The 12,599-nt window shown below is 46.1% G+C and carries 13 protein-coding genes; 8 read left to right on the forward strand and 5 right to left on the reverse strand.

What is annotated here, in order from left to right:
* Positions 1-67: 67 nt before the first annotated feature.
* The 4 genes from R7H07_RS01665 to R7H07_RS01680 all read left to right on the forward strand — a co-directional run bounded on the left by R7H07_RS01665 (position 68) and on the right by R7H07_RS01680 (position 4,274).
* Positions 68-850, forward strand: a complete 783-nt coding sequence (locus R7H07_RS01665; RefSeq protein ID WP_206958786.1) for an enoyl-CoA hydratase-related protein — start codon at positions 68-70, stop codon at positions 848-850.
* A complete protein-coding gene (locus R7H07_RS01670) occupies positions 843-2,891 on the forward strand; it encodes an acetyl/propionyl/methylcrotonyl-CoA carboxylase subunit alpha (RefSeq protein WP_062731025.1) in 2,049 nt (682 codons plus the stop codon). The genes R7H07_RS01665 and R7H07_RS01670 overlap by 8 nt, the downstream gene beginning before the upstream one ends.
* On the forward strand, positions 2,872-3,774 hold the full coding sequence (locus R7H07_RS01675; RefSeq protein WP_062731026.1) for a hydroxymethylglutaryl-CoA lyase: 903 nt from the start codon (positions 2,872-2,874) through the stop codon (positions 3,772-3,774). Before R7H07_RS01670 ends, R7H07_RS01675 begins: the two co-directional genes overlap by 20 nt.
* 173 nt (positions 3,775-3,947) lie before the next feature.
* Positions 3,948-4,274, forward strand: a complete 327-nt coding sequence (locus tag R7H07_RS01680; RefSeq protein WP_062731027.1) for a DUF1840 domain-containing protein — start codon at positions 3,948-3,950, stop codon at positions 4,272-4,274.
* A gap of 93 nt (positions 4,275-4,367) precedes the next feature.
* Here R7H07_RS01680 and R7H07_RS01685 read toward each other — a convergent pair whose 3' ends face one another.
* A complete protein-coding gene (locus R7H07_RS01685; RefSeq protein ID WP_062731028.1) occupies positions 4,368-5,234 on the reverse strand; it encodes a mechanosensitive ion channel family protein in 867 nt (288 codons plus the stop codon).
* 336 nt (positions 5,235-5,570) lie between these two features.
* On the opposite strand from R7H07_RS01685, the gene R7H07_RS01690 reads away from it, so the two are divergent.
* Positions 5,571-6,119 carry a sugar O-acetyltransferase gene (locus tag R7H07_RS01690; RefSeq protein WP_130546309.1) on the forward strand — a complete coding sequence of 183 codons (549 nt, stop codon included), beginning with the start codon at positions 5,571-5,573 and terminating at the stop codon, positions 6,117-6,119.
* 9 nt (positions 6,120-6,128) lie between these two features.
* On the opposite strand, the gene R7H07_RS01695 is transcribed toward R7H07_RS01690, so the two are convergent.
* Entirely contained in the window at positions 6,129-7,562 is a 1,434-nt protein-coding gene (locus R7H07_RS01695) for a PLP-dependent aminotransferase family protein (RefSeq protein ID WP_206959059.1), read from the reverse strand.
* A gap of 136 nt (positions 7,563-7,698) precedes the next feature.
* Here R7H07_RS01695 and R7H07_RS01700 point away from each other — a divergent pair, with 136 nt between their 5' ends.
* The 3 genes from R7H07_RS01700 to R7H07_RS01710 are packed head-to-tail and all read left to right on the forward strand — an operon-like array spanning position 7,699 to position 10,248.
* On the forward strand, positions 7,699-9,063 hold the full coding sequence (locus R7H07_RS01700) for a cytochrome ubiquinol oxidase subunit I (RefSeq protein ID WP_017633681.1): 1,365 nt from the start codon (positions 7,699-7,701) through the stop codon (positions 9,061-9,063).
* Positions 9,064-9,091: 28 nt separating this feature from the next.
* Positions 9,092-10,099 (forward strand): cytochrome d ubiquinol oxidase subunit II, encoded by a 1,008-nt coding sequence (gene cydB, locus R7H07_RS01705; protein WP_005373265.1) that lies wholly within the window; start codon positions 9,092-9,094, stop codon positions 10,097-10,099.
* Between the two features lie 20 nt (positions 10,100-10,119).
* A complete protein-coding gene (locus tag R7H07_RS01710; protein WP_005373267.1) occupies positions 10,120-10,248 on the forward strand; it encodes a DUF2474 domain-containing protein in 129 nt (42 codons plus the stop codon).
* A gap of 133 nt (positions 10,249-10,381) precedes the next feature.
* Here the strand turns inward: R7H07_RS01710 and R7H07_RS01715 are convergent, their stop codons facing one another.
* From R7H07_RS01715 to R7H07_RS01725, 3 genes are all read right to left on the reverse strand, one after another.
* A complete protein-coding gene (locus R7H07_RS01715) occupies positions 10,382-10,888 on the reverse strand; it encodes a hypothetical protein (protein ID WP_053307590.1) in 507 nt (168 codons plus the stop codon).
* Positions 10,881-11,567 carry a hexitol phosphatase HxpB gene (gene hxpB, locus R7H07_RS01720; RefSeq protein ID WP_206958784.1) on the reverse strand — a complete coding sequence of 229 codons (687 nt, stop codon included), beginning with the start codon at positions 11,565-11,567 and terminating at the stop codon, positions 10,881-10,883. The genes R7H07_RS01715 and hxpB overlap by 8 nt, the downstream gene beginning before the upstream one ends.
* Before the next feature lie 129 nt (positions 11,568-11,696).
* The gene (locus R7H07_RS01725) at positions 11,697-12,578 is read right to left on the reverse strand and encodes a LysR family transcriptional regulator (protein WP_206958782.1); all 882 of its coding nucleotides are present in this window, start codon (positions 12,576-12,578) and stop codon (positions 11,697-11,699) included.
* Positions 12,579-12,599: the final 21 nt, after the last annotated feature.

Below are 12,599 nucleotides of genomic sequence, written 5' to 3' on the forward strand. Positions count from 1 at the left end.
ATGTTTATACAAGTAACGGTTAGCGAGCATTGGAATACAGACTGAAATGTCAGACAAAGGAAGTCACATGACCGGACTACTGCTTGAAAAAGACAGCAATGGCGTTGCTTGGTTGAGCCTCAATCGACCAGAAAAACACAACGCGTTTAATGACGCATTGATTGCCTCACTAATTGAGACACTAGAACAGCTCGAAAAGGACGATTCTCTCCGTGCACTGGTGTTTACTGCACAGGGAAAACACTTTTCTGCGGGAGCAGATCTGGGCTGGATGCAGTCAATGGCAACCAAAACCGAGGGTGAAAACCTGCAAGATGCACAGCAACTAGCAAAACTTTTGCATACGCTGGATACCTTTAGCAAACCAACCATTGCTATGGTGCACGGCGCTGCATTTGGCGGCGCGCTTGGGCTTATCTGCTGCTGCGATATCGCTATTGGTACACCTGAAAGCCGCTTCTGTTTGAGTGAAGTGAAGCTCGGTTTGTTACCCGCCACCATCGGACCTTACGTAATCCGAGCGATTGGACAAAGACAGAGCCGACGCTACTTTTTAACCGCGGAACTGATTGATGCCGAAACCGCACTATCGATGAGTATTCTTCATCAGATAGACGCTCAACCACGTGAAGCCGTCAATCGCACCATTGATCACCTGCTTAACAACAGTCCACAAGCCACGCAGGCAGCAAAAGCACTCTGCTTACGTTGTGACAATCAACCTATCGATCACTCATTAATTGAATACACCAGCCAAGCTATTGCAACCGCTCGCGTGTCCAGCGAAGGACAAGAAGGACTAGCTGCATTTTTTGAAAAGCGCACCGCCAATTGGAGGAATCATGTTTAAAAGAATACTGATCGCAAACCGCGGTGAAATTGCCTGCCGAATCATTAAAACCGCAAAAAGCATGGCTATAGAGACGGTTGCCGTCTATTCCGAAGCGGATCGCAGCAGCTTACATGTTAAACAAGCGGATTTCGCTGAATTCATTGGCCCCGCTCCGGCGAGTGAATCGTATCTCGATATCGATGCGATTATCGGCGCTGCGAAAAAATGGCAAGCCGATGCTATCCACCCTGGGTATGGTTTTCTTTCCGAGAACCCGAAACTGGCGAAAGCGTGCAGCGAAAGTGGCATCGCCTTTATTGGCCCTTCCACCAGCGCAATTGAAGCAATGGGTTCGAAGTCGCAAGCCAAAGCCATCATGTCTGAGGCGAACGTGCCCTTGGTTCCCGGCTATCACGGCACAGACAACAGCGTAGAGCACTTATTAGCGGAAGCTGAAAAAATCGGTTACCCAGTGATGCTTAAAGCAACCCAAGGGGGTGGCGGTAAAGGCATGCGAGTAGTCAATAGCGCAGCCGAAATGCCGCTGGCCATCGACGGTGCGCAGCGTGAAGCACTTTCAAGCTTTGGCGACAAGCAGCTTCTAATCGAAAAATGCATATTGCAGCCTCGCCACGTTGAAGTTCAGGTATTTGCTGACCAACATGGCAACTGTGTCTATCTTTCTGATCGCGATTGCTCCATTCAACGCCGTCACCAAAAAGTTGTGGAAGAAGCACCAGCTCCCGGTCTTAGTGATGAACTGCGTAAACAAATGGGTGAAGCTGCGGTTCAGGCCGCTCAAGCGATCGACTATGTTGGCGCGGGCACGGTGGAGTTCTTACTCGATAGCCGAGGTCAATTCTACTTCATGGAGATGAATACCCGTCTGCAAGTTGAACACCCTGTCACTGAATTGATCACCAGCGTTGATTTGGTGGAGTGGCAATTCAAAGTTGCAGCTGGCGAGCATTTACCTATTTCGCAATCTGAAATCACCCACAACGGCCATTCAATTGAGCTGCGAATTTACGCAGAAGATACAGACAATGACTTTATGCCGTCGACTGGCCGCATTGACTACTTAAAAGAACCCGTATCAGACAGTAATGTGCGCCTAGCGTACGTACGAGTTGATAGCGGTGTTACCCAAGGCGATAGCATCAGCGAATATTACGATCCAATGATCAGCAAACTGATCGTCTGGGGGCAAACTCGTGATATCGCGCTAAAGCAGCTTAAGCAGGCGTTAACTCAATATCACGTACGTGGAGTAACGACAAACATTGGTTATCTGCACAGCATTATTTCGCAGCCAACCTTTGCCGAGATTGAGCTCGATACAGGTTTCCTCGTAACACATCAACAAGGCATAAATGAGCAGCAAGACGTGTCGGATTCAATCTGGCTTACATTGGCGGCGGTTGCTCGTTGGAATGATCTCATTTCAAAATCAGACAGCTCAACGTTACCCGCGCCAACCAAACGAGGTTTTAGACTGTCAGTTGACAACGTTTACCGATTTAACTTCACGGATGCCAAAGCCAACCATCAGGCACGTTTGCAACAATCATCGCAAGATACAGGATCTCACTTCACTGTCCGATGTGGTGAGGAGCTGCATCAGGTCATCCTGCTTGAAAGTGACAACCAGTTTATCGTCGATATTGATAATGTGCGTTACACCTTTAATGCACTTAGCGATGAACAAAGAACAACACTATTTTATCTTGGTCAGCAGCGCACGTTCGCTCATCAACCTAACTTTGGCTCTGCAAAAGATGTAGATGATGAACTAAGTCCAACCGCCCCACTCAACGGCATAATTTCAGCAGTTATGGTGGCTAAAGGTGACGAAGTGGCGGCGGGCGAACCGCTTTTGGTACTCGAAGCAATGAAAATGGAATACACCATCACGGCTCCGGTCGCAGCAACAGTCGGCGAATTGTTTTATCAGCACGGGGACCAAGTACAGCACGGTTCCATACTGCTGAATTTGTCTTTGATATCGGATAACGTCAGTGAAGATAAGGAGCGCGAATATGCTACCAGCGAAGGTTAATATCGTCGAAGTCGGCGCTCGTGATGGTCTGCAAAATGAAACGGCAGTGACGCTGGTTGATAAAATCCGTTTGATTAACCAACTAAGCAGCAGTGGCTTAAAGCATATTGAGGCGGGATCTTTCGTCTCTCCAAGGTGGGTGCCTCAAATGGCCGATTCCGATCAGGTGTTTGCTGGTATCTCAAAAAAGCCTGAAGTGGTTTATAGCGCGCTCACACCAAATCTCGCAGGGTTAGAACGTGCGCTGGAAAGCGGTGTAAAGCGAATTGCGGTGTTTGGCTCCGCTTCAGAAACGTTCAGCCAGAAGAACATCAACTGCAGCATTACCGAAAGTCTCGCTCGATTTGAACCCGTTATCGAATTGGCGAACCAGCACAACATTCCTGTACGCGGGTACTTGTCTTGTACCATGGTGTGTCCATATGAGGGAGTAATCAAGCCAGAGCAAACTACCAAGGTCGCCAATACGTTGTTTGATATGGGATGTTATGAGATTTCGCTCGGTGATACTGTCGGTAAAGCAACGCCTAATCGCGTTATCGCCATGCTGGATTCGTTGTTAACGCTACTGCCAAAAGACGCGCTCGCAGTACATTTTCATGACACTTATGGACAAGCATTAGCCAATATCTACCAAGCCTTGTTAATGGGCATCAACACCATTGATAGCGCAGTAGCGGGGCTCGGCGGCTGCCCTTACGCGAAAGGAGCCAGTGGCAATGTTGCAACGGAAGATGTACTTTATCTGTGTGAGCAACTTGGGATTGAAACAGGCGTTGACCTTGGCGTCATCAATGAAGCGGGTTGGCAAATTTGCCGTGCGTTAGGAAAGTCTCCTGCTTCTAGGGTCGCATTGGCTCTAGGCGATCCGTATAGCTTGTAAATCATCAACAACCAATCAGGTAATGTATTTCAACGGGCATGCAGACGTACGTGCCCGTTTTTTATTGTTACTCATAAAAACCTTAACGCTCAACGGTCTTCATCACATTAATTAGTGTCTGATTTCAGCTACAATTTAGTTTCAAAGCGAACATATAAAACAGGATCAGGTAAATGCTCATAACATTTCGTTGTCGAAGCCACTCAAACGTCACAATGTTTGGCGACATTGCATTAGAGATGATCAAAATGATGGGTCACAGCGGCACAGTGCCGGGGTCAATTTCCGCTCAAGATGTTCCTGATGCGCTAGCAAAGTTAACTTCTGCTCTATCTGCGAAAAATGCGGCTGAGGAAAACCTCCCTACTGATGTAGATCTAGACGAAGAGGAAGAACAAGCAGAGCCAGCGGTAAGCTTAGGGCGCAGAGCGTTTCCACTGATTGAGTTGCTAAAATCAGCAATCAAAGAAGAATGCGAAGTCATGTGGGACAACCAATAACGCCTTTGGTTTCTAGCGAGGTGAATCCATATTGTGACCGCCTCGCTATCGTTACTCGAAGCCAAGATAAGGGCACCAACGCCGCTTATCGCCCTATCCGTTTCTCTCCCTAGACAGCTTGATTTCCCCATCAATGTGCACATCTCGTTGTGGAAACGCGATTTCAATACCGTGCTTGTCGAAAGCTTCATAGATTTCAAAACGTATGGCACTTGCGACCGTTCGAATCCCGCCTTCAACCGTTGAGTTAATCCAAAAATAAGATTCGAAGATCAAAGCATTATCGCCAAAGTCTTGAAAAAACACATCTGGAGCTGGCGAACTCAGAACTTGCGCTTGCTGCGAAGTCACTTCCGCCATTAAGGCAGCAACCTGTTTGACATCGCTCCCATACGCGACGCCGACGACGACCGAGCCACGAACTAATCTGTCGCATAACGTCCAGTTGATCACCACGTTCTCAATCAACTGACTGTTGGGAATGAGCATGTGAACGCCATCGGTTCGCCTGATTCGCGTTGAACGTGTATTTATTTGCTCGACAATGCCTTTGGCGCCCTCGACCTCTAAAAAGTCCCCAATTCGGATTGGCTTTTCACCAATCAAAATCCAGCCACTTATGAAGTTGTTAATGATGTTTTGTGCACCAAAACCGAAACCGATAGCGATGGCACCAGACAGAAAGGCGAACGCGGTAATTGGCACATTGATCATCGAAAGTGTGGTCATAAAAATAATGGCGAGAGCGATGACAAATAATATCCGTTTAACCAAATGAATAACGTTTGGATCTTTCCCCGATGAAGACATTCTTGACGTAACGGTTTTGATTAAAATTTTTGACAACCATAAAGCGACAATCACCCATGTCGGCACCATCAATATCGCCCACAACGTGATAGGTTGTTCGTTAAAGGTAAATAGTGTTGTTTCTAAAAATGAAATGACCCGTTCGAACATAAAGTGCTCACTCTTGTTTCATCGTTGCCAGCAAGCCAGAGCGCATAAGTCTTATATTTTTAGCCCAATCGATAGCGCAAGCGGCTCAATTAAGTTCTTCTTATTAACTATATTGTAATCTACGTAAAACGCTTCGAGTGGTTTCCCACTTTGGCTTCAACCGATTAAGCCATTTAGGGGGACGTCTTTGTGTACTAAACGAGCCAATCAACCAACTGGATACGCAAGGCAAATCAGTGATAACTTTCTGATTTTTAAGCATCAAATTTTCACTTCGAATCTCCTTCACTTATCATTATGCACCTTATTGCAATTAATATTGATGGAATGATTGTTATGTCAGAACTGACTCGGATGCGCTCTGGAGAAACCTATAATTGTCTGGATGAAGAACTAAAGCTCATGCGCGCCAAAACCGCGCAGCTTGTCTTCCAATTTAACCACGAGCCAAACCCAGATATCCGTAGACAACTATTGGCGGAAATGGGCGTCCAATTAGAAAACAGCGCCTGTATAGAGCCACCGCTACAACTTACCTACGGTTGTCACTTGTCCATCGGAGAAAACACCTACATCAACTGGGATGCCATTATTCTGGACAATGGGCAGGTTGAGGTTGGCGCGAACGTCATGATTGGGCCTAGAGTGCAAATTTACACAGCCGCTCATTCACTCGATACACAAAGACGCTTAGCCGGAGATGAGATCGCCAAACCGGTAACAATTGGCAATAACGTTTGGATTGGTGGGGGCGCAATCATACTGCCGGGCGTGACCATTGGCGATGAGGCCGTCGTCGGCGCTGGCTCTGTCGTAACCAAAGACGTTGCGCCGGGCGATCGAGTTGTTGGAAATCCGGCGCGCTCCATTAAACCAAAAAACTGAAGAAAGTCGCTATTTCGCCAAATGCTCGCGAATAATATTAGCGAGCAGATTGAGAGCATGAACATATTTGTCATTGAGCTCAAAAGAAGCGTTAAGACGAATACAGTGATCGTATTGTTCTGTCAGGCTGAACATCTTTCCCGGTGCGATGCTGATATTACCTTTTAGCGCTTCTCGATATATCTGCAAGGCATCAATATGCTTGGGAAGCTCTAACCAAATAAAGTACCCACCGCTTTGGCTTAACACTTTGACTGCTTCAGGTAACAGCTCACTAAGCAGAACCGTCATCTTACTTTTACGTTCAAACAGCTTTTTCCGTAACTGCTTCAAATGAGATTCATAATTGCGGCTTGTTAAATAGTGTACCAATGTCATTTGCACTGGTGCACTCGTCGCTAATGTACTCATTAACTGTAACTTTTGTACCTCTAGCGCCCGCTTTCCCGCCGCAACCCAACCAATACGTAGCCCTGCGATTAACGATTTTGAAAACGAGGAGCACAACATGGTATTGCCCGTGTCATCAAACATTCTTAGTGGGTAAACCGAGTCATTCTCGGCATGCAGTTCGCTGTACACATCATCTTCAATCACTGGTACGTTATATCGCTGTGTCAGCTCAATCAGCTTTTGTTTTTTCTCGTTGGTGAGCGTAAAACCCAGAGGATTTTGGAAGTTCGACATCAGCCAACATGCTTTCACATCGTGTGTTTGCAGCGCTCGTTCCAATGAGTCTAGGTCAATGCCCGTGACTGGGTCTGTTCTTACTGAGAGCGCTTTCAAACCTAACCGCTCTAAGGATTGCAATGCACCATAAAATGCAGGCGACTCCACAACCACCCAATCTCCCGGTCTTGTGCAGGCTTGCAAACTGAGCGTTAACGCCTCCAGCGCGCCTGCCGTAATGACAATTTCATCGGGTGAAATTTCAATGCCTTTCGCAGCATAACGCTTCGCGATGATGGTGCGTAATTTCTCGTTTCCCGGCGGTAAGTTATCAAAGGTGGTGGAAATCGGCATATTGCGAGCGGCTGCGCTCATCGCCCGATTCACGTGATATCGTGGGTACAAACTTGGGTCTGGATAGGCAAAGCCAAAATTGATCATGGATGGATTTTTACTCGCCTGCAGAACATCAAAGATAAACTCATTGATGTCTACCTGCTCAGTCCACGAAACCGCGGCTGGCGCTTGGGGTTCATTTGAGCTCTTAATATTGGGCGCGACTCGATAACCAGATCGCGGCTGTGACGTGACCCAGCCTTGAGATTCCAGAATTTGATACGCGTGCAACACCGTCATCAAGCTCAAACCCGAGTGTTCAGATTGGCGACGCAGCGAAGGCAGCTTGTCACCCGGATGCCATATCCCCGATTTTATCTGCCTTTTAAGCTGTTCCACTAACTCTTGATACTTCGCCAAACGCAAATCCCCTTCCATAAAGCCGAATTCAAAATAATAACACTTCAATATTTAATCTGTTATAGGTTTATAGTCACTGTCTGTACCTACTTCCCTCATTCCGCTCCTTTTAAAATAGCTCTCTCATAAAACTTAAAAGATCAAAGGAAGTTTAATGTTTGGCCTCGACGCATTTATGCTTGCACGGATACAGTTCGCCTTTACGGTATCCTTTCATATTATTTTCCCCGCTATCACCATAGGTTTGGCCACCTATCTCGCCGTGCTGGAAGGCTTATGGCTAAAAACACGTAATCCCGATTACCAAAAGCTCTATCACTTCTGGTCGAAAATTTTTGCGGTTAACTTTGGAATGGGTGTTGTATCTGGTCTTGTCATGGCCTATCAATTCGGCACCAACTGGAGTGGTTTCTCCGACTTCGCTGGTTCTATCACAGGCCCATTACTGACTTATGAAGTGTTAACGGCTTTCTTTCTCGAAGCCGGATTTCTTGGCGTAATGCTGTTTGGGTGGCGTCGCGTCGGCGAAAAGCTGCACTTTTTTGCAACCTCGATGGTGGCGTTAGGAACGATCATTTCGACGTTCTGGATTCTCGCCTCCAACAGTTGGATGCAAACGCCACAAGGCTATGAAATTGTCGACGGACGTGTGGTGCCAACCGACTGGTTTGCTATCGTTTTCAATCCTTCATTTCCTTATCGTTTGGCGCACATGAGCGTCGCGGCTTTCGTCAGTTCAGCACTCTTTGTAGGCGCGTCAGCCGCTTGGCATTTATTGAGAGGCAATCAATCGACTTCGGTAAAAACCATGTTTTCGATGTCGCTCGGGATCTTAGTGTTCCTTGCGCCACTCCAAGCCGTGATTGGCGATGTGCACGGGCTAAACACCTTGGAATACCAGCCCGCCAAAATCGCCGCCATCGAAGGACATTGGGATAACAGCGATGGCAAACCAACCCCATTGATATTGTTCGGCATGCCAAACATGGAACAAGAACGCACAGACTATGCCTTAGAAATTCCTGTTTTAGGAAGTTTGATCCTACGCCACAGTTTAACTGAGCCAATCCCGGCGCTGAAAGACTTCCCGAAAGAGGAACGACCGAACTCACCTATCGTCTTTTGGTCATTTCGAATCATGGTCGGGCTAGGACTTCTGATGATTTTTCAGAGCTTCTACAGCATATGGTTACGAAAAAAGAACACGCTTTATACCTCGCGTTGGTTCCTCAAGTTTTCATTGTTTATGGGGCCATCTGGTCTTATCGCAATACTCGCTGGCTGGTTTACGACAGAGGTTGGTCGGCAACCTTGGGTCGTGTATGGCGTACAAAAAACGCGTGATGCGGTTTCTGCACACGGAGACCTACAAATGAGCATCAGCCTGCTGTGTTTCCTTGTTGTATACAGCTTGGTGTTTGGTTTTGGGTATTACTACATGATCCACCAAATCAAGAAAGGCCCCGATGCAATCGAACACGATGAGCACGACATGACGACCGTTTCAGGTCGCATTTAGAATTTGTCACAAAGTGAAGGTAGAAAATATGCATTTTGATTTATCCGTGATTTGGTTCGCGATCATCGTTTTTGCCACTTTGATGTACATCATCATGGACGGCTTCGATTTGGGTATTGGAGTGCTGATGCCCTTCATCAAGGATGAAAAGCAAAAAGACGTCATGGTCAACAGTGTCGCACCTGTTTGGGACGGTAACGAAACTTGGATTGTACTTGGAGGCGCATCTCTATTTGGCGCTTTTCCGATGGCTTACGCGGTGATTATTGAAGCGCTAACCATCCCTTTAACGTTGATGTTGATTGCTTTGATCTTTCGTGGCGTCGCGTTTGAGTTTCGCTTTAAAGCATTGGAAAGCCACTTAAAGTTCTGGGATCGCTCTTTTATGGTCGGATCGATTTTAACCACGTTTTTCCAAGGCATCGTTGTTGGTGCGGTAATTCAAGGCTTTGCGGTGGAAAACCGCGTCTTCGTAGGTAGTCAACTCGACTGGCTCAGCCCTTTTCCCATCTTTTGTGGTTTGGGTTTAGTCGCAACGTACGCGCTGCTTGGTAGCACATGGCTCATCATGAAGACGGAAGGTGAACTGCAAAACACGATGTACCGCTTCACTAACAAAACACTACTGGCGATGATCTCCGCATTAGTCATTGTGAGCGCTTGGACTCCACTTGCTTACCCTGCCATTGCGGAAAGATGGTTTTCTCTGCCTAATTTGTTCTACTTACTGCCCGTACCTGTCATTACTGGGCTGGTATGTTTGAAGATTGCCGACTCCGTTAAAAAGCGTAAAGAGCGCAGCCCTTTCGTGATGGCATTGGTGATCGTGATTCTCGGGTTCGCTGGGCTTGGCATCAGTATCTGGCCTAATATCATTCCTCCTAGCATATCAATATGGGAAGCAGCGGCTCCTGCAAGCAGTCAGCGCTTTATGCTCGTTGGAGCAGTGATCATCATCCCGATCATTCTGGCTTACACCTTTTGGAGTTACTACGTCTTCTCCGGAAAAGTAAAAGAAGGCGAAGCGTACCATTAACGAGTTGATAAGGAGTGAGTATGAAAATCAAAAATTGGTGCCGCCAATGGGCTTGGATGGTTGGAATATGGGTCGTTAGCGTCGCTGCATTAGGGTTAGTGTCTATGTTATTTCGCGTCATGATGACCGCTGCAGGGTTAAAATCTTAGCTCGGCACGTTTAAGTCAATAAAAAATGGATGCCTCTAGATCTTGTGTAAGAGCTAGAGGCGTTGAACCTAATACTCAATCTTAATGAAAAAGCCAAGCGTTAAGAATCTACTCAAAACATTCTTTCATAAGTCTACATTGCCTGAAGTCGTTCATGCATGCTTACGAGATCAAAAGGTTCAAGCTTTTTCGCAATGCTCAGTAATGCTTCCTTTTTATCTTGCGGTAAACTTTGAAACTTCGACTCTAAACGTAAATCCACTTTGCTAAAAAGTAGCTTTCTAATTTGACTAGCTTTTGCCTTTGATAATTGCAATCCATCATTATCGGAGGTTTCAATTATCATGATAATTCTTGCTAAATCACTGAATTCATCATCAGAGCATAAATAAAGTGATTGTTTGTATAAATAGCCAACCGAAATTTCAAAATCAATATTAAGCGCTTGAATCTGACCGACAATGTTTTCACTCATATCATTTTGAGAAGCAGAGTTGATACAATCATCAAATCGCCTTTCAAATGTAACAAATCGATTATTGAGCTCGTCCAACATAGTCGTATCTTTTGCGAATGATTCTATAGGTAAAACCAATAAGAACATTAGCAGTAGGTATTTTTTCAGCGACCGACTATTCACAATCAAGTCCTTCTTCTAAAAAACTTTCATGCGGTGTTGGTGCAATTGTTTCTTTCAAATTCAAGTCCATTAAACTCGCCAAATGGCTTTCATTAAACTCTTGGTAGAACTTATCAGGTTGAGGTATCACGACTGTTTTTATGTTTGCTCGTGTTGCCGCAAGCATACCCGAATAAGAGTCTTCAAAGGCAATACAGTTACTTGAATCTACACCTAGTTTATTGATTGTTAAAAGGTAGACATCTGGCTCTGGCTTACCCTGCTCTACATCGTCTGACGATGATATCGCGTCAAAGTAACTGGCAATACCGAGTTTGTTCAAAATGATGGGAATGAGTTGATAAGGTGAATTAGTAGACAACCCTATCTTAAACCCTTTTTCCTTAAGCAATTTGAGTGTTTCTGTAACACCCTCTAATTCGCATCCTTTTTCAATTATTAATGCCTCCACTTTATCCACAACAGCATTCTCTACTTCCTCTAGGCTCTTTTCTTGCCAAGGATTACGTTCATACCAAAACCTTGTTACTTCACCTGTCGTCATAGTTGCAGTCTGCTTTGACAGCACTTCGGTCACTTGGACACCAACTGATGAAAATACCTGCTTTTCCGCTTCCTTCCACAAAGGTTCTGAATCAATCAGCAACCCGTCCATATCAAAGACCACAGCGTATATCATTGGTACATCCTCAGTAAGTTCTATTCGTTGAGTAAGATTTGTCTATTCAACCAAAGCATAGCTTTGCATATAACGAGTGAGAGTATCACATTTGCCTGTGGCTATCAGAGCCAGTTCGATGACTCATCTTTAAGCCTCAACATGACCGATGTGCATGGCTACTTTTAGCGCTTGTTTATTGAGATTAGATGCCTCCCAAGCAACAACAACACGACTAGTGAGAGGGATATCCTCAATCTCGGCGACTGTCGCGGAATCATCGAGATGTTCAGCCAGTGAGCGCGGAACGAGAGCAATACCTAACCCGGCCTGCGCCATGGCAATCGTCGTACGAAGTTGCGGTGCTGCGAACTGTGGTTCGAGCCTTACTCCTGCGTCGGCAAAAAGTGTGCTCATGCCATCAAACAATGCGGGGCCCGTCTCTCGTGGAAACAGTAAAATTTTATGGCCTCTCAACTGTTTCATCTGGATACAGGGATATTTTGCCAGTTCGTGCCCCGCCGGAATCACTGCGACAAACGGGTCGTTAAACAACACCTTGTGTTCAAAAGGCTCACTGGCGTAGCAGGGTAGCCGCATGATTGCGAGATCAAGTTGTTTGCTTTTTAACTGAGCGGCAAGCTCTGGCATTGACAGTTCCGCCGTCTGTAAATGAACCCCATTCTCTTGAATACGCCCAATCCTCTCCAATACCTTAATGCAGGTTGATGTTGACGTCGCGAACCCAATTTTAACCTGCGTATTTTCACCACGGGCAATCTGTCGGGCTTTTGCTTTAGCGCGTTCCACATCAGCAAGAATATTTACCGCATCCAAATAAAAGACTTGCCCTGCATGGGTCAGTTCTACTCCTCTAGACAAGCGCTTAAATAAGTCCACGCCAAGCTCGTGCTCTAGCTTTTTGATTTGTTGACTCAAAGGAGGTTGCGCAATCCCTAACTGTTCAGCTGCTCGGGTAAAGTGACGAGTCTCGGCGACCGCGACAAAATACTTCAGGTAGCGAAATTCCATATATTTTCCATATCAAAATAA

The organism is Vibrio sp. Vb1127 (assembly GCF_033338735.1).
Classification (GTDB): Bacteria; Pseudomonadota; Gammaproteobacteria; order Enterobacterales; family Vibrionaceae; genus Vibrio; species Vibrio alginolyticus.